Here is a 17080-nt window from a genome sequence, read left to right as displayed (position 1 = left end):
TGCCATGCAATCAGAACTTGCTGATTTTCAGTTGTATTGGCAACGCTGCGCTCAGCAGTTTTCGCTGAATCGCTGCCAGACGCAGCAGCTGTATGCGCGGCTGCTGGCGGCCTATAGTGAGCCGCAGCGGCACTATCATGGCGTGCAGCATATTCTGCAATGTCTGCAGCATTTCGATCAGATTCGCACACAGTTGCAGCAACCATCGCTGGTCGAGCTGGCGTTATGGTTTCATGATGCGGTCTATCATCCTAAAGCGCAGGACAATGAAGCACAAAGTGCGACATTGTGCCAGCATTTATGTGCAGATTTTTTAACGGCAGCACAACTGGAAACCGTGAGCCGCTGGATTCTCGCGACCCGGCAGCATCAGCCTAGTGATGAGCCAGATTTAAATGCCTTGCTGGATATTGATCTGGCGATTCTGGCTGCGCCGCCAGCACGTTTTGCTGAATATCAGCAACAGATTCATCAGGAATATGCCTGGGTCGAGCAGAATCTTTATCAGCCCAAGCGCCGTGCGGTATTGATGCAGTTTTATCAGATGCAACCGCTATATCAGACCCGGTATTTCCAGCAGCATTATGAAGCACAGGCCAAACACAATCTGGCCCAAGCCTTGTCTGCAGCGGGCGAATTAGCATCGTGATGGTTTATTCACCCACTAAAATTCAGGCATAAAAAAAGGCAAAGTCAGACTTTGCCTTTTCCATCTTGTCACAAGATTAGTGGTGATGACCGCCAACACCGTGTACGTGACCGTGGTCTAACTCTTCTTGAGTCGCTTCACGGATTTCTACGATTTCAACTTCAAAAGTCAGGTCTTGACCAGCAAGCGGGAAGTTGGCATCAACGATTACGTTTTCGCCTTCAACTGCTTTAACCGTTACGATCTGTACGCCATCATCAGTTTGTGCTTGGAACTGCATGCCAGGCTGAATGCTGTCTACGCCTTGGAACATTTGCGCTGGAACTTCTTGAACCAGGTCAGGGTTGTATTCGCCATAACCTTCAGCAGCAGGTACGTTTACAGTGAATTTTTCACCCACAGTTTTACCTTCTAAGGCTTTTTCAAGACCAGGGATGATGTTACCCGCACCATGCAAATAGGCAAGTGGTTCACCTTGAGATTGGTCGAGAGTTTCACCCTCTGCGTTAGTCAATGTGTAGTGGAAAGAAACCACGAGGTCATTTGCAATAGCAGTCATGTTATAGATCCATTTAGTTTTCTAAGGGTACATCATAAAGTGAAAAGGCAAATTTGTTGAATACTTTTACTCAAAAAACTCACATTTGGCTTTTTTATGACATTTTCCCAGATATTGGGGCAGTCGATAAAATTTCAATGCAATTTTATTTTAGGGCCAATTTTTCTGCCGAGCATGTCTTTGGCGGTCAGCACCCCGGCATGGGTATAGCCATGAATGGTGGCCTGATGCAGCCGGTATAAAGACACATACATCGACTTGGCGACTATGCCCTGTACATTGACCCGACCGAGTAATTCACCCACGGCCGTATGCTGGCTTAAAGAAATCAGCGAGCCTTTGTCGGAGAATTTAAACATCGGCAGTGGTTTCCCATTCACGTGCTGGCTCAGGGCACGAACCAGAAAGCTGGCCTGCTGACTGGCCACCTGCGCACGCGGACCCAGCACCGGTTCATCGGCTTTGGGTTGACAATGGGCACAATCGCCAAAGGCAAAAATGTTGGGGTCGGTATAAGTCTGTAAGGTGGCATAGACTTTTAAACGGTGCAGATGATCTTTTTCAAAATCATCCCACTGTTTAAAAATTTCCGGGGCCTGAATTCCGGCAGCCCAGACTTTAATTTCTGCTTCCAGTGGATTGCCTGCAGCAAAATAAACCTGTTCTTCATCGACCTTGGCCACCCGATGCTGGGTCAGCACTTCAATACCAAAGCGCTCCAGCTGGACTTGGGTATGCCGGGAAATTTGCTGCGACAGCGCTGGTAAAATCCGGTCGGCAGCTTCAATGAGCGTAATCCGAACCTGCTGCGGGTCAATCCGGTTTAAACCATATTGGGCAAAGGTCTGTTTGGCCTGATACAGCTCTGCCGCCAGTTCAACACCGGTGGCACCGGCGCCGATAATGGCAATATTCAGGGCACGGCTTTGCGGCTGATTTTGGGCTTCTAAATACAGGTGCAGCAAGTCCTGATGAAACACCGTGGCTTGGGGCAGACTGTCCAGAAAATGACAGTGCTGTTTCACCCCTTCGGTATGAAAGTCATTGGAAGTGGAACCCAGCGCCAGCACCAGTGTGTCATAATCCACGTCGATCTGCTTCGGTGGCTGTTCTTTTTTGGAAAATTGCGGTGCCTGCAACTGAATCTTTTTCTGGGTCCGGTCAAGGCCAACCAGTGTGCCTAATGTAAACTGATAATGATGCTGGGCAGCATGGACAAAATAGTTGGTTTCTTCCTGATGCGGATTGAGCGTGCCGGCTGCAATTTCATGTAGCAGCGGTTTCCAGATATGGGTCAGTTTCTGATCGACCAGAGTAATCTGTGCTTTGCCCGATTTACCCAGACGATGACCGAGTTGGGTAGCAAGCTCCAGACCGCCGGCGCCGCCACCGACAATCACAATATGATGTAAGGCTGACATGATGAACCTATATTGTTATTTTTAATGCAAGAACAGGCTCAATTTATGCCATCTCCCGGTCAGGAAAATGGCTCAGATTGTTCGACAACTTACATCATGTAGCATTTCCACTGTGCTTGTTCACATGATTAAACCAGCGGATAAGTTCTGGCTGCGGTTTCATCCTTGGAGGAAAAGCTAAACAGGCTTTTTAGCCAGATCAGCAATTTTTCAAACAGGCTGGCTTCGGCAATATGTACTTCTTCTTCCAGATGAATGGTATTGATCAGGCGGTTATTCTGATAAACATGCACAGTGGCCAGCTGCATCACCTGTGCCAGCGGGGCCGTCAGTAATTTTTCTTTTAGCTCGACATTCAAATGGGTTTCGGTCTGGGTTAAAGGTTCAATCAGCCGGGTTTGACCGAAGGCATCGTTAACAAACAGGCGCTGCTGGGTCACATCAAACTGTTTTAAATCAATCGCGCTGTTTTCGCCATATAAGGACGTGGTGACAATTTTCGGTTGCTGCACTTCGACCTTGAACATTTTCAGGGTTGACTTCACCACCGGTAATTCGGCAATCAGCTGTTTGTTTTTTAAAGCCACTTCGTTACGGGTGTAGGTATAACTGATGTTCATTAGCTGCTGGGCAATTTCAGCACGTTTAAATGCACTTTTGGCACCCAAAACCACCACAATTAAACGCCGGTTCGGATCATCAAAATTCTGGGTGAGACGGTTGGCCGTCAGTGCCAGATTATAACCGGCGGCTCGGGTATAGCCGGTTTTCAAGCCATCCACCGTCGGGTCCTGTTTGAGCAGAATGTTAGTGGCACGGTGATAACGCTGGTTATAGGTAAAACTGGTCTGTTTGGAATAAGCGAGATAATCCGGAGTGTCATTGACGACCGCCTGTGCCAGACGGGCCAGATCGGCCGCGGTAGAATAATGTTCCGGCATGGTAATCCCGGCCGGATTCTGGAAATGGGTATGCTGCATTCCCAAGGCCTGTGCTTCCTGATTCATACGTGCCACGAACTGCGGTACGCTGCCAGAAATCCGTTCGGCCAGAGTTAGGGCGGCATCATTGGCAGACATCACAATTAAACCAGCTAGCAGCTGATCAACAGAAATCTGCTCACCTTCTTTCAGGTACATCTGGGATTCATCCCACATCACCTGTTTCACCACCGACGTTGCGGTCAGCACATCTGCCACGTTCAGCTTGCCGGCCTGAATGTCCTTGAGCACAATATAGGCCACCATCATCTTGGTCAGCGAGGCTGGAGCGCGCTGAATCTGGCTATTGTGTTCTGCAATGACCTGACCCGATTGTGGATCAAGCACGGTCCAGGCTTCTGCTTCAACCGTTTCAGGATTAAAAGATAATAAGGTGGCATGCGCAAGCGAGCTGCATAGCCAGCACAGCAGCGCAATCAGGTAGATGACACGTTTCAAGGGGATTCCTTTTTTAACCAGTCCGTTGGTCATGAACATAAAAATTTTAGGCATGCTATGCTTTTTTTTGCCGCCTGACTAGCGATAATTTTCGACAATGAAGACGACTGCGCATTGCATGACAAAAAAATGTTAAGCTAATTGATAAGTTATCTCTTTGATCTTTTATATCGCCCATTATGTTGCATTATCAAATCGAATTTGACGATTATCGTCAGCATCTTATTCATGTCACTTTGCGCTTTCTGGCCAATCCGACACAGGTTCTAGCTTTACCAACCTGGATTCCGGGCAGCTATCTGATTCGTGAATTTTCCAAACATATTGAAGCGGTCAAGGCTTATGATGAAGCCGGGCGTATTTTAAAAATCCAGAAATTTGAAAAGAACAAATGGCGTTTGTTTAATACCGATCATGAACTGATTACGGTGGAATATGATGTTTATGCCTACGACCTGTCGGTGCGTGGTGCCTATGTTGATCAGACCCGGTTATATGTCAATCCGGCCTGTGCCTGTTTAGGGCTGGAAGGTCAGGAAGATAAAGCGATTGAAGTCGAAGTGTTCCTACCCAATGAGCTGAAACATTTCCAGCTGGCGACCGGACTGGCGGCCAAAAGTCTGGTGAAGGGGCGTTATACCTTAAAAGCCAAAAACTATGCCGAACTGATTGATGCGCCGTTTGAACTGGCCGAGCAGACCCGTTTTAGTTTTGATGCAGCAGGCATTCCACATGAATTTGTGGTGTCGGGCAAACATGCCATGAATGCTGCGAGAATGCAGCAGGACCTGGAAAAAATCTGCGCCACTGAAATTGCCCTGTTCGGTTCTGCACCGTTTCAGGATTATACCTTTATGACCATGGCGACCGGGAACAGTTATGGTGGTCTGGAGCATCCAAACAGTACCAGCCTGATTACCCCGCGCGATGACTTGCCAAAAGCCAATGAGCCGGAAGAGCCGTCGAAAGAATATCAGCGTTTTCTGGGGCTGTGCAGCCATGAATATTTCCACTCCTGGCTGGTGAAATTTATCCGTCCGGACAGCTTTGTCAATTATGACCTGAACCGGGAAGGTTACACCTCTTTGTTGTGGATTTTTGAAGGTTTCACCTCATATTATGATGACCTGATTTTATTACGCAGCGGTGTGGTTAATCAGGAGTCTTATATTGCTTTATTAAAAGCGCAGATTGACCGTTATTTGCAAAATCCGGGTCGGGCAATCCAAACCGTGGCTGAATCAAGCTTTGATGCCTGGGTGAAATTCTACCGTCAGGATGAAAACTCCAACCATGCCGGCACCAGCTATTACAACAAGGGCTGTCTGGTGGCCTTGTGTCTAGATCTTGGTTTACGTCTGCGTGGCTCTAGTCTGGATGAGTTAATGCGCAAGCTGTATGACAATGCGCAGCAGGGGATTCAGGTGCATGAGCGCACGATTTATGAATTGTGTCAGGAATTAACCGGTGATAGCTGGGCTGAGCAGATTAACCATCTGATTAACACCACCGAAGAATTACCGCTGGATCAGCTGTTCCCGGAATTTGGTCTGAGCTACAGCTTAAAAAATGACAAGCGTTTGCCATTGGGGCTAAAACTGGCCGATAAACCGGAAGGCGTACTGGTACAGGCCGCACGCCGTGATGGTCAGGCAGCGCAAGCCGGTCTGTCGGCGCATGATGTAATCATTGCCATTGATGGCCTCAAAGCCAGCAGCAAACTGATCGAACAGTATGCCAAACAGAGCGGCAGCTTTACAGTACATGCTTTCCGCCGTGATGAACTGATGCAGTTTGAAGTGAATGCAGCAGGTTCTGAACTGACTGAAGTTGAATTAAAAGTTGAAGATCAGGCCAAACTGGATCGCTGGTTAAAAGTGTAAAATCACAGTCTGAAATCTATACTATAAAAAACCGATGCTCAGGCATCGGTTTTTTTATGCAGATCTATCGCAACAAAACCTTTCGCAACAAAACCTTATTTGATGATCAGGCGTGAGGTGCCGCGAAACTCCGCCACAATCTGCTGTTTCTGGTTCGTGACCCGAATATCATAAATACCGCTGCGCCCACTGCTGGCCTTATGTTCTGCCACCGCAGTCAGGGTATCGCCGAGCAGGCCCGGTTTTAAATAATGAATGCCGCAGTGCTGACCCACCGCCGGATGTTCGCCGGTGTTGCAGGCAATGGCAAAAGCCGCATCCGCCAGCGCAAAAATCACCGCACCGTTACAGGTTTGATGGCCTTGTAAATGCTGCTCGGTAATTTTTAATTCAATCTGTGCGCTGTGTTCACCAAACGACACCAAATGGGCGCCCAGATGCTGCATTAATCGGTCCTGATGAAACATGGGATTAACTTGCTGATCCATAGCAGACTCCTTTTTTAAGATACGTTTTATTTTAAATTTAAAATTATGTGAATCATAAATAGCATTGTGATGCTGAAAATACAAGCAAAAAAATAAGGCCCCGTTGGAGCCTTATTTTCATCGTCTATTCAACGCATCTTTGCAACAGCTTTTTTAGCTATACAGATGCCAGCCCCATTAACGGGCACGACGACCACGTGATTTGGTGTTGGGACGGGTGGTGCCATTGGTCTTGCGACGTGGCTTTTCACCTTCTTCCATTTGCCAGATGCGTGGTGTGCCGGATTTTTTCTTGGCGGTACCATCTTTGTTGACTTTTTTCTGCATCGGTTTGCCACCAGCGCCGCCCGGTTTCTTCACATAAGAACGTGAGCGATACGGCTGTTCGGCTGGTACATCTTTAAAGTCGCTATAGAGCAGTGGTTCAATTTCACGGGTTTCACCCGGTTGCAGGCCCAGCTGAACCAGATCAATCGAACCGATTTTGGTGCGAATTAAACGCAAAGTTGGGAAGCCGACCGCAGCGGTCATGCGGCGCACCTGACGGTTACGGCCTTCACAAATTGAAATTTCAGCCCAGGAGGTCGGCACCGAAGCGCGGTAACGTACCGGCGGATGACGTTCCCATAACCACTCCGGTTCAGCCACTTTAATCGCTTTGGCCGGCAAGGTCATGCCATCATTCAGTTCTACACCTTTACGCAGCTGTTCTAGTGCTTCTTCGGTAATGTCACCATCGACCTGGACCAGATAGGTTTTAAACTTTTTATTGGCCGGGTTGGTAATAAACTGGTTTAAACCGCCATGATCGGTCAGGAACATTAAACCTTCTGAATCCATGTCCAGACGACCGGCAATCCGCAAATCCGGATCATCAATGAAGTCGGCCATGGTTGGGTGCTTTTCATCGGGACGAAACTGCGACAGCACATCATAAGGCTTGTTAAGAATAACTATTTTCACTGTAACCTGCTAAAAAATATAAAAAAATCTGGGTGTGATTCTTATGCTAACTGTAATAAAACCCGGCATGGGAGAGAAAGGGTGACAATGAGCAAAAAGAAGGTCCACAATATCCGGCTACTATAGCAGATTCTGTCTGATCTGCCTGAACTTTATGGCAAAGCTGAGCAGATGATTTTGATTGGAAATGTAAAACTTGCTGAGATATGGCACAGGATATATGCCGATTTATTAAGCACAGAAATAAGGCCATTTCCCTTATAAATCCCGGGCTGGTTAAATTTTGATTAAACTGAAAAGATCATCGAGTTAAAAATACAATTAAGCAGACAGCCAAAAAAGACCGGTGCCGGGCAAGAATAGTATGGATTTGCCCGCCCACCAATCACAGGGAGTAGCAAGGATTATGGGTTATCAGAAAATCGTCGTGCCTGCAGATGGCAGCAAAATTACGGTAAATGCAGATTTATCCCTGAATGTGCCGAACAATCCGATTATCCCTTTTATTGAAGGTGACGGGATTGGGGTGGATATTACCCCGACTATGAAAGCGGTGGTGGATGCGGCGGTACAAAAAGCCTATGGCGGCAAACGTGCGATTGAATGGATGGAAGTATATTGCGGCGAAAAGGCCAACAAGATTTATGGCACCTATATGCCGGAAGAAACCTTTGAGGTCTTGCGTGAATTTGTGGTGTCGATTAAAGGGCCGCTAACCACACCAGTTGGTGGTGGGATCCGTTCATTGAATGTGGCCTTGCGTCAGGAACTGGACCTGTATGTCTGTGTGCGTCCGGTGCGCTGGTTTGAGGGCGTACCTTCGCCGGTGCAACATCCGGAACTGACCGATATGGTGATTTTCCGGGAAAACTCGGAAGATATTTATGCCGGGATTGAATGGAAAGCCGATTCACCGGAAGCGAAAAAAGTTATTAAATTCCTGAAAGAGGAAATGGGTGTCACCAAAATCCGCTTTGAAGAAAACTGTGGTATTGGGATTAAACCGGTCTCCAAAGAAGGCACTCAGCGTCTGGTGCGTAAAGCCATCCAGTTCGCGATTGATAATGACAAGCCGAGTGTGACCTTGGTACATAAAGGCAACATCATGAAATATACCGAAGGCGCCTTTAAGGAATGGGGGTATGAAGTGGCGCTGGAGCGTTTTGGCGGCGAATTGCTCGATGGTGGGCCGTGGGTGAAACTAAAAAATCCGAAAACCGGCAAAGAGATTATGATTAAAGATGTAATTGCCGATGCCTTTTTACAGCAGATTTTAATGCGTCCGGCAGATTATTCGGTCATTGCCACCTTAAACCTGAACGGGGATTATATTTCAGATGCGCTGGCGGCAGAAGTTGGCGGGATTGGCATTGCACCGGGCGCCAATATTGGTGGGGCAATTCATATGTATGAAGCCACGCATGGCACCGCGCCAAAGTATGCCGGGCAGGACAAGGTCAATCCGGGTTCGATTATTCTGTCTGCAGAAATGATGCTGCGCGATATGGGCTGGACCGAAGCGGCCGATCTGATTATTCGGGGTGTATCCGGTGCGATTGCAGCCAAAACAGTGACGTATGATTTTGAACGTCTCATGCCAGATGCGACCTTGCTGCGATGCTCCGAATTTGGTCAGGCGATTATTGATAAGATGGACCAATAAAAACGCTATCTATTCGGTGTAACCGCCCGCGTTTAACGCGGGTTTTTTATGCCTTATCTTCCCATTCATTTGTGTCAATGTAATGACAAGTAACCACAGTGATGCTTTGGGTGAGTAAAGTAAAATGACAGAACTTTTTTCACTTGATTTGTAATGGATAATCCTGTGCCCAATTACATTGAGGCAATTTGATACAGCTTATGACTTGGGCAAAAAACAAAACCCGGTAGAGTAATACCTGTACATATTGTGCGACATATCGAACTGATACAGGAGTGATATGAAATGGCTAATCAACAAAACCAGCAGAATCAACAAAACCAACGTCAACAAAATCAGCAGCAGAATGACAATCAACGTCAACAGCAGCAACAGCCTCAGCAACAAAATCAAAAACAGAAAAACCAACGTCAGCAATGATGTCGCACCCCCAATTTAAAAACTTTTTCATCGCCTAAAGGCGCAGATAGGTTTTTAAATTGATTTACTGACAAAGGCTCTCATGATGAGAGCCTTTGTCATATCTATATAGCCCATGACGATCTAGATCGGAAAGCAGCAGAGGAATCATCTCCAAACCCAGATCAGCAAAACCTGTACAAAAACCGTGTTTTATCTACCCCTGAGCAGACCTTAAGATCAAGTTATCCCTTGATGATGCAGGTGCCATGAATATCTTGATTTCTAAACGGCTCGCCGGTCTGGCGCTTGGCTTAAGTTTGAGTGTGCTGCTGGTCGGCTGTCAGCCACCGCCTTCGGGTGATGCCGCCGGTATGCGCTATCCGATGCTGTATCTGAAATTGCAACAGCAGGAATTCATGGCGCCTTTACCGGTCCCGGTAGAAGGTGTGCAGGCCAGGCAGATTAGTGATACCTGGGGCGCAGCGCGCAGTGAAGGGCGTCGGCATGAGGGGACCGATATTTTTGCCAAACGCGGCACGCCGGTACGCTCAACCACGGCTGGAATTGTATCGCGGGTGGGCACCAACAACCTTGGGGGTAAAGTGGTCTGGGTGATTGGTCCGGGCTTAAGCCATCATTATTATGCGCATTTAGAGGATTATGCAGCGGAGATTCAGGAAGGCGACTGGATTGAAGCCGGTGAAATCATTGGTTATGTCGGTAATAGCGGCAATGCTCAAAATACACCGCCACATTTGCATTATGGGATTTATCTCAGTGGTCAAGGCGCCGTGAATCCTTATCCCTATTTGGTACAAGAGCTGACCGATGAATAAGCTAAATCAGTTTACCTCGGCTGTGGAAACCGGTGTTTTGGTGGCCGGCAGGCTGCAAATAAAATATAGATTTCCCAGTGCCAGAACCGCACCGGCCAGTAAAAACTGCTGCGGATAAGACCAGCTGGCGACTTGTAAGCCGCTAAAGCTTAAGCCTCCTATCAGCTGCACGCTGGCAAAGCATAAAGTAGCCATGCCCCATAATTTTTTATAGGCCAGACCATACAGCTGGAGCAGGGTATAAGAGGTCAGAAACACCACCGCCGGATTCAGCAGGCCAGTAAAAAAGGAAGACAGAAAGGTCATCACCTGCCAGGCAGCCACATATTCTGAGGCTGGCCTTACCGAGTTGCGGGAGAAAGGCAATTAATTTTTTATAAGGATTGGCTGAGAGCGGTTTGATCGTTTTTGACCTGTTTTAAATACTGATATTCGTTTTAGTAAAAAGAGGGATAGAAAATTCAGCAGCCTTGGTAGAAATCCAATTAAGGTAAAACTTGCCAGTAAGATTGAACAAATTATTGCTAAGGGGCAGGTTTTTAAACTTGGTGAATCAAGTTATTCCTCTAAAGAAAAAGGGATGACCTACCACTATCTAAAAACTAAGGTTTTTGTAGGCGGCGAGGAAGACGGTGCGTAATGGGTGATTTGAGAGGATTCAAACGAGGCTGTTAATTGTGACATACAAGTCAAAGCAAGTTTTGATGCTATTTTAGACAGTGTGAAAAAATAGGCGATAACTTATAGTTATCGCCTAATGCTACTACTTACAAACCAAGCACCCATGCAGAAGTTAACTCAGTGGCTAGTAGCCAACCCTACGTGCTGCATCACAGTTTAAATATTAATCAATTGAACGAGAATGATCAAGCCATACTTGATGATGCAGGTGCAATGAGCATCTTGATTTCTAAATGGCTTGCCGCTATGTTGCTTGGACTAAGAAAGCTATTTGATGAATAAACGGGATCAGCTTACATCCGCCGTGGAAACCGGGGTTTTGGTGGCCGGCAGTCTGCAAATAAAATACAGATTTCCCAGTGCCAGAACCGCACCGGCCAGTAAAAACTGCTGCGGATAGGACCAGCCGGCGACTTGTAAGCCGCTAAAGCTTAAGCCTCCTATCAGCTGCACGCTGGCGAAGCATAAAGTGGCCATGCCCCATAACTTTTTATAGGCCAGTCCATACAGCTGGAGCAGGGTATAAGAGGTCAGAAACACCACCGCCGGATTCAGCAGGCCTGTAAAAAAGGAAGACAGAAAAGTCATCACTGACCAAGGGGCGATTGCCGCTAAAATGGCCGCCACATACAGGCAATACAGGATTTTCAGGGCTTTGAAATTGCCGAGCTGTTTTGCCAGAAAATAGGCACAGGCCGCTCCGCAGGCACTGCCCAGGCCATATAAAATCCAGTGGCTATTGATCCAGAACAGGCTGAGTTGTTGCACCTGACTTAAATAGTCAATCCAGAAGAGTGAGTGTGGTACATAGGAAAACGCGCTACAGCTATACACCAAGAGCAGGCTGGCAAAGACCTTTTTATTGATGGGTACAGCAGCAGCGCTTTGAGGCTGGCTTTGGATGTTAACCGGTAGGGCTTTGGGTTTGAGCAGGATTAAACCCAGACTGCACAGCACGGCAAAGGCACATAAAATCAGCCAGGCGCTTGAGGTGGAGATATGATCTAAATAGGGCAAAAATAATGTGGCGAGCAGCACACCAAGTCCGATGCCACTAAAACCAATCACATTAATTTTAAACCGATGCTGCAATTCACAGTGCTGCGCAACCACGCTCGGCGCCAGAATCATCAGCCAGCCACCGCAGATGCCGGACAATATTCGCCAGAACAGATACCAGCTGCCCTCAAAACCGGCGAACGCACAGCAGAATAAACTTAAACTGCCGAGAAAGGCCGCGGCCTGAATCCAGCTTAATAGCTGCCGGTTTAAGCGCATGGCCCAGACCGCACCAATTAAATAACCGAGTAAATTGGCGCTGCCTAACAGGCTGGCAAACTCGCTACTCCATTCAAAAGCCAGACGGGTACTGGGTAATAAGGCGGTATAAGAAAAACGAAAAATACCGATACCTAAACAGGTGGCCAGCAGTAAAAACAGGCTGAGGCGGCGTTGCTGTGCATCCATGCAGATTCCTTGCGCTTTTTATTATGCTTAAAATATTGTTGTATGGCGCGCGGGCTATTACAGTTGCGCGCTGATCTGGCCAATTTGTTTGCTAATCTAACAACTGTTTATTCCACTGAAACCGGCTGACCAATGCTATAAAAATGCCCGCCGGCAATATGGTGGATACTTTTCCATTCATCGGCCACTTCATGATAATACCAGTGCCCGTCACGAAATACCCGCTGATCGGCATAGGCTGTAATGACTTTGCCTATAAACAGGTCATGGGTTTGCTGGTTGTGCGGCTCCGGAATAAGTTCACAGATCAGCCAGGCGGCGCATCCGGCCACTGTCGGCACAGGAGAATGCTCAAACTGGAACAGCTCGACCCCACAGCGGTCCAGCTTGTTCGGCTCCTGAAACAGGCTGATGCTTCCCAGTTGATGCACCATCCTGAGCTGTTTTAAGGTCGGCACCTGCAAGGCAAAATAACCTGACTGTTCAATGATGGCACGGGTTTTGGTGCTTTTATCCAGCACTACCGTAACTTTGGCAGGATTAAACTCAAGCGCACAGGCCCAGGCTGCAGCCATGACATCGGTTTCCTGCTGATCTTGCGCAGACACCAGCACGGTCGGACCATGATTGATCAAACGATAGGCCTTTTCCAAAGGTACAGTTTGCAGATCAGCAGGGAGCGTCATATTTTTTATTCCTCAATCAGAGATCATTCCAGAGATATGCAGGAAAACAACAATTCTGCATTGTACCGGGTGTTAAAACTTATATCATTGATGCATGCTTGGGAAAAAGCACAAAATACAGCGGGAGACAGATTCATGAAAATGTATCAGGTTGATGCATTCACAACAGCATTATTTAAGGGAAATCCGGCCGCAGTAATAGTGGTCGAGGACTGGCTTGATGACGCTTTAATGCAGAATATTGCACTGGAAAATAACCTTTCCGAAACTGCCTTTGTCAAGCCGATGGATGCTGAAAATTTCGAGATTCGCTGGTTTAGTCCTACTGTCGAAGTGGATTTTTGTGGCCATGCCACTTTGGCCAGCAGCTTTGTACTGTTTAAGGATTATACCCGCGCCAAAACCATTCATTTTCATGTCAAAAATTTAGGTCTTTTTATTGTCACGCAAGATGATGATGGCAAAATCCGCATGAATTTTCCAACCCGTGTGCCGGTACTGCAAGATGAGTTGCCGGCACAATTGCTGGATGTGATTGATCAGCCGGTCAAGGAAGTCTATTTAAATGCACTGGCTTATATTCTGGTACTGGAATCTGAGCAAGCAGTGTTAGCCGCCCAGCCCGATCTGGCCAAAATCCGGCAGATTGCAGAGCTGCATCAGGTCAGCACCGCAATTACCGCGACAGATTTGGATGTGGCCTTGACCGCACCATCTCAGGACTATGACTATATTGCTCGTTACTTTGCCCCGCATAAAGGGATTGATGAAGATCCGGTGACTGGTTCCATGCATACCGGTCTGGCGCCGTTATGGGCAGAAAAAACCGGCAAAACTGAACTGGTGGCTTATCAGGCTTCGGCGCGAGGCGGAATGCTGTACTGTGCCTTACAGGCAGAGCAGCGTATTGAAATTTCCGGTTATGCCAAATTATATCTGGTGGCCGAGTTATTTTTAGATTAAAACAGAACAGGGAAATCACGCCGGGTATGCCGGTGATTTTCAAACATAAGTCACAACAACAAACAATTTAATGCTGCAGTCATATAAGCGGCTGCAGCAGGTAAAAGGTATTGAAAAAATTATGTTAATGCGGTTTAAACAGCTCAGCCTGTCTTTGCTGATCATGGGTGTAGGGGCTACGACATTTGCCCAGCCGGTGTTGGTAAAAGCTGAACAGCAGATTGAAGAATACCGACTGGATAACGGTTTTCGGGTGATTCTGGCGCCCAATGCCAAAGAAAATAAAGTGGTGATGAGCACCATCTACTTTACCGGTTCCCTGAATGATCCCCAAGGCAAAGGCGGTATGGCACATTTACTGGAACATCTGGCGTTTAAAGGTACCCAGAATGTCCCGGGAGATGAATTCCAGCGCCGTTTAAACCAGTACACCTTAAGCAATAATGCCAGCACCGACTACTACTCGACCAAATATCTGAACACCATCCGCCCAGATCAGACAGCCATTAATGAGATGATTTATCTTGAAGCCGAGCGTATGGACAAGCTGGTGCTGCAAGAAAAATTTGTGCCGGCAGAAATTGCGATTGTGAAGCGTGAACGCGAAGTGCGTATGGATCAGCCCTATGCGGTGTTAATGGATCAGGTCTGGAAAGCGGCCTATGGCAACCAGTATCTGGGCCGTTTACCGATTGGTGATCTGAATGAGTTGCAGTCGATTCAGATGCCGGAATTGCAGCGTTTTTATCGTAACTGGTATGCACCGAATAATGCCGTGATGGTGCTGACCGGCAAGTTTGATAAAGCGCAGGTACTCAAGCAGATTGATCAGCATTTTAGTCCGCTGGCCAAACGCCAGATTCCGGCACAGGTCAAGGTGCCAGTGCTGGATGCCCGTACCATCAAAAACCGGGATTTTTTAGTGCAAAAAGGCAGCCAGCTGGCCAAGTTCAATATCTATTTAAATGGTCAGAACGGCCAGCATAAAACCGCTCTGGCGTTGGCGCCGTATTTATACACCATGCAGCCGAGCGGGCATTTGTATCAGGGCATGGTTGAAACCGGTATCAGCACCATGGTGCAATCGACCACCTGGCTGGATCAGGATTTTAATCTGGTCTTTATGGGTGCCTTGTATGCACCGACTCATAATGCCAAGCAGGTTGAAACTGCCTTGCAGCAGGGTGTCGAGCAGGGCAAAAATTTTAATCAGACCGAGCTGAACCGGGTCAAAACCCTGATTCGCAATAGCCAGGACAGTCTGTTTAGCAATGCCAGTGCTCTTGCCGGTATGCTAAGTGATTATGTGGTATCGGAGCAGGGCAACTGGGCACAGTATTTTGTCCATCAACAGGAATTACAGGCCTTAACGGTGGATCAGGTCAATACACGTTTACAGCAATTCCTGATTCCTGAACATCGTATGCGCGGGCATATTCAGCCGACACCAGAAGAGCAGAAAAAGGCCCAGCAACAGCAGGCTGCTGAACCGCTGAAAACCCTCGATCAAATGGATGTACAGGCCGAGCCACTCAAAGACATCAGCAGCTATGAGCAGGAAATTCAGCAGTATCTGCACACATCCAAACAGGCCTTAAGCCAGACTGAAGCCAAAATCCAGCGTGGCACACTGGCCAATGGCATGAAATATGCACTGTTTCCCACCTCGACCCGGGACGATAAAACCTACGCCACCATTATAGTCGATTTTGGCAATGAAAAATCGCTGTTTAATCAGGGCGAGATTATTGACCTGATGGCCTATTTAATGCTGCGTGCCTCAGATCAGTACAGCCTGCAGGATATTGCTGACAAATCCATTGAAGCCGGCGGTTCGGCTTCGGCACAGGCCAATAGCAATGGTGTGGCCATTTCGATTGTGGCCAAAAAAGATAAATTTGATGAGTTTTTCAGATTTGTCTTGGAAATCATGAAAAAGCCGCTGTTTGAACAGGCCCAGTTTGATCTGATCAAGGCACAAAGTCTGGCCAGTCTGGACCGGCCGTATACCGAGCCGGAAACCGTGGCTGCCTTAAATATGGCACGTTTGATCGAGCGTTATCAGCCGGGAGATTTGCGTTATCACTTCGAGCCGGAATTTGCCAAGCAGCAGTTGACCCAGGCCAGCAATGAGAAAGTCAAACAGCTGTATCGGCAGTTTTTTGCCATGGATCATGCCCGGATTGCCATTACCGGCGATTATGAGGCCAAGCCGGTTCTTAAGCTGTTGCAACAGCAGTTTGCCACTTGGAGTGGGGCACAGCCGTATCAGCGTTTAAGTGTGCCATATAACAGCTATGCGGCGCAAAAACAGCATGTACTGTCCGAACAGCGTGAGTTTGGCAGTTATCAGGGCGTGATGACCCTGCCCGTGGGAAATGATCATCCCGATGCAGCCGCATTAATGGTCATGAGTCATATTTTAGGGGACTCACAACTGACCTCACGTCTGGCGCAAGAGCTGCGTGAAAAAAATGCGCTGGTCTACAGTTTTGGCAGTTCGCTCAGTTTAAGCAGCTTTGAAAATTCCGGTGCCCTCAGTGTGAGTGCCAACTATACTGCCGGTAAAGCGGCGCAGTTGTCGCAGGCGGTACATAAAGTCTTTCAGGAGTTGCGCAAAAATGGCGTGACTGCACAGGAAGTAGCGGCGGCCAAGGCTGACATTCTGAAACAGCGTGTCACAGCGCTGGAAGATGAGCGCCGTATTCACCGGATGCTGGTGGCACAGCTGGAACTTGACCGTGATTTACCGTATCGGGAAAAACGTGATCAGGCCATTGCCCGACTCAGCAAAGCCGATATTGATGCGGTGATCCAGAAATATCTGCTGCCGCAACATTGGGTCGAAGTCATGGCTGATCAATATGGTCAGCCGGTAAAATAAGTGCTGATTACAGATCATTCATATAAAAAATCTCCCTATACGGGAGATTTTTATGAAGCCGGTTATGTTGGCACTGATCCCATCTGCCAGCAATCC

16 protein-coding genes and 1 pseudogene are annotated in these 17080 nt (G+C 47.7%); 8 read left to right on the top strand and 9 right to left on the bottom strand.

Going from position 1 to position 17080, the window contains the following annotated elements; translation table 11 throughout:
* Nucleotides 1–4: 4 nt before the first annotated feature.
* A complete protein-coding gene (locus FTU69_RS09840; RefSeq protein WP_180103813.1) occupies nt 5–649 on the top strand; it encodes a metal-dependent hydrolase in 645 nt (214 codons plus the stop codon).
* A gap of 76 nt (nt 650–725) precedes the next feature.
* Here FTU69_RS09840 and slyD read toward each other — a convergent pair whose 3' ends face one another.
* From slyD to FTU69_RS09825, 3 genes are all read right to left on the bottom strand, one after another.
* The gene (gene slyD / locus FTU69_RS09835) at nt 726–1208 is read right to left on the bottom strand and encodes a peptidylprolyl isomerase (RefSeq protein WP_005178991.1); all 483 of its coding nucleotides are present in this window, start codon (nt 1206–1208) and stop codon (nt 726–728) included.
* A 134-nt stretch (nt 1209–1342) separates the two neighbouring features.
* Nucleotides 1343–2629 carry an NAD(P)/FAD-dependent oxidoreductase gene (locus FTU69_RS09830; RefSeq protein ID WP_163141670.1) on the bottom strand — a complete coding sequence of 429 codons (1287 nt, stop codon included), beginning with the start codon at nt 2627–2629 and terminating at the stop codon, nt 1343–1345.
* A gap of 128 nt (nt 2630–2757) precedes the next feature.
* Nucleotides 2758–4068: a D-alanyl-D-alanine carboxypeptidase family protein gene (locus tag FTU69_RS09825; protein ID WP_257223631.1), complete on the bottom strand. Its 1311-nt coding sequence runs from the start codon at nt 4066–4068 to the stop codon at nt 2758–2760.
* Nucleotides 4069–4247: 179 nt separating this feature from the next.
* Here FTU69_RS09825 and FTU69_RS09820 point away from each other — a divergent pair, with 179 nt between their 5' ends.
* Nucleotides 4248–5951 (top strand): M61 family metallopeptidase, encoded by a 1704-nt coding sequence (locus FTU69_RS09820; RefSeq protein ID WP_180103812.1) that lies wholly within the window; start codon nt 4248–4250, stop codon nt 5949–5951.
* A gap of 95 nt (nt 5952–6046) precedes the next feature.
* Here the strand turns inward: FTU69_RS09820 and paaI are convergent, their stop codons facing one another.
* Entirely contained in the window at nt 6047–6439 is a 393-nt protein-coding gene (paaI, locus tag FTU69_RS09815) for a hydroxyphenylacetyl-CoA thioesterase PaaI (protein WP_005178971.1), read from the bottom strand.
* Nucleotides 6440–6616: 177 nt separating this feature from the next.
* Nucleotides 6617–7402: an rRNA large subunit pseudouridine synthase E gene (locus FTU69_RS09810; protein ID WP_180103811.1), complete on the bottom strand. Its 786-nt coding sequence runs from the start codon at nt 7400–7402 to the stop codon at nt 6617–6619.
* A gap of 406 nt (nt 7403–7808) precedes the next feature.
* Here FTU69_RS09810 and icd point away from each other — a divergent pair, with 406 nt between their 5' ends.
* On the top strand, nt 7809–9065 hold the full coding sequence (gene icd, locus FTU69_RS09805) for an NADP-dependent isocitrate dehydrogenase (protein WP_016659160.1): 1257 nt from the start codon (nt 7809–7811) through the stop codon (nt 9063–9065).
* A 289-nt stretch (nt 9066–9354) separates the two neighbouring features.
* Here icd and FTU69_RS09800 read toward each other — a convergent pair whose 3' ends face one another.
* Complete coding sequence (locus FTU69_RS09800; protein WP_180088509.1) at nt 9355–9516, bottom strand: hypothetical protein; 162 nt, start codon at nt 9514–9516, stop codon at nt 9355–9357.
* Between the two features lie 217 nt (nt 9517–9733).
* On the opposite strand from FTU69_RS09800, the gene FTU69_RS09795 reads away from it, so the two are divergent.
* Nucleotides 9734–10303 (top strand): M23 family metallopeptidase, encoded by a 570-nt coding sequence (locus FTU69_RS09795; RefSeq protein WP_005178963.1) that lies wholly within the window; start codon nt 9734–9736, stop codon nt 10301–10303.
* Nucleotides 10304–10309: 6 nt separating this feature from the next.
* On the opposite strand, the pseudogene FTU69_RS09790 reads toward FTU69_RS09795, so the two are convergent.
* Nucleotides 10310–10606 (bottom strand): annotated as a pseudogene (locus FTU69_RS09790) (MFS transporter); the annotation flags it as partial.
* Nucleotides 10607–10733: 127 nt separating this feature from the next.
* On the opposite strand from FTU69_RS09790, the gene FTU69_RS14945 reads away from it, so the two are divergent.
* Nucleotides 10734–10943, top strand: a complete 210-nt coding sequence (locus FTU69_RS14945; RefSeq protein ID WP_180088554.1) for a hypothetical protein — start codon at nt 10734–10736, stop codon at nt 10941–10943.
* A 161-nt stretch (nt 10944–11104) separates the two neighbouring features.
* A complete protein-coding gene (locus tag FTU69_RS09780; protein WP_155757556.1) occupies nt 11105–11266 on the top strand; it encodes a hypothetical protein in 162 nt (53 codons plus the stop codon).
* A gap of 6 nt (nt 11267–11272) precedes the next feature.
* Here FTU69_RS09780 and FTU69_RS09775 read toward each other — a convergent pair whose 3' ends face one another.
* Complete coding sequence (locus tag FTU69_RS09775) at nt 11273–12451, bottom strand: YbfB/YjiJ family MFS transporter (RefSeq protein WP_180046832.1); 1179 nt, start codon at nt 12449–12451, stop codon at nt 11273–11275.
* 107 nt (nt 12452–12558) lie between these two features.
* On the bottom strand, nt 12559–13137 hold the full coding sequence (locus tag FTU69_RS09770) for a flavin reductase family protein (RefSeq protein ID WP_168384636.1): 579 nt from the start codon (nt 13135–13137) through the stop codon (nt 12559–12561).
* 135 nt (nt 13138–13272) lie between these two features.
* On the opposite strand from FTU69_RS09770, the gene FTU69_RS09765 reads away from it, so the two are divergent.
* Nucleotides 13273–14100 (top strand): PhzF family phenazine biosynthesis protein, encoded by an 828-nt coding sequence (locus tag FTU69_RS09765; RefSeq protein ID WP_180103810.1) that lies wholly within the window; start codon nt 13273–13275, stop codon nt 14098–14100.
* Between the two features lie 121 nt (nt 14101–14221).
* The gene (locus tag FTU69_RS09760) at nt 14222–16984 is read left to right on the top strand and encodes a pitrilysin family protein (protein ID WP_168383745.1); all 2763 of its coding nucleotides are present in this window, start codon (nt 14222–14224) and stop codon (nt 16982–16984) included.
* Nucleotides 16985–17080: the final 96 nt, after the last annotated feature.

Origin of the sequence: Acinetobacter sp. YH12134 (assembly GCF_013418555.1) — a bacterium.
GTDB lineage: Bacteria > Pseudomonadota > Gammaproteobacteria > Pseudomonadales > Moraxellaceae > Acinetobacter > Acinetobacter indicus.
Note: the sequence above shows the minus strand (reverse complement) of the source record. Positions and strands in the feature narration are given on the sequence as shown.

Bases quoted from the DNA above. Each gene is read 5' to 3' on its own strand.
- paaI (WP_005178971.1), bottom strand. From the start codon at position 6,439: ATGGATCAGCAAGTTAATCCCATGTTTCATCAGGACCGATTAATGCAG.
- FTU69_RS09795 (WP_005178963.1), top strand. From the start codon at position 9,734: ATGAATATCTTGATTTCTAAACGGCTCGCCGGTCTGGCGCTTGGCTTA.
- icd (WP_016659160.1), top strand. From the start codon at position 7,809: ATGGGTTATCAGAAAATCGTCGTGCCTGCAGATGGCAGCAAAATTACG.
- FTU69_RS09840 (WP_180103813.1), top strand. From the start codon at position 5: ATGCAATCAGAACTTGCTGATTTTCAGTTGTATTGGCAACGCTGCGCT.
- FTU69_RS09775 (WP_180046832.1), bottom strand. From the start codon at position 12,451: ATGGATGCACAGCAACGCCGCCTCAGCCTGTTTTTACTGCTGGCCACC.
- FTU69_RS09770 (WP_168384636.1), bottom strand. From the start codon at position 13,137: ATGACGCTCCCTGCTGATCTGCAAACTGTACCTTTGGAAAAGGCCTAT.
- FTU69_RS09800 (WP_180088509.1), bottom strand. From the start codon at position 9,516: ATGAAAAAGTTTTTAAATTGGGGGTGCGACATCATTGCTGACGTTGGT.
- FTU69_RS09820 (WP_180103812.1), top strand. From the start codon at position 4,248: ATGTTGCATTATCAAATCGAATTTGACGATTATCGTCAGCATCTTATT.
- FTU69_RS09760 (WP_168383745.1), top strand. From the start codon at position 14,222: ATGTTAATGCGGTTTAAACAGCTCAGCCTGTCTTTGCTGATCATGGGT.
- FTU69_RS09830 (WP_163141670.1), bottom strand. From the start codon at position 2,629: ATGTCAGCCTTACATCATATTGTGATTGTCGGTGGCGGCGCCGGCGGT.
- FTU69_RS09765 (WP_180103810.1), top strand. From the start codon at position 13,273: ATGAAAATGTATCAGGTTGATGCATTCACAACAGCATTATTTAAGGGA.
- slyD (WP_005178991.1), bottom strand. From the start codon at position 1,208: ATGACTGCTATTGCAAATGACCTCGTGGTTTCTTTCCACTACACATTG.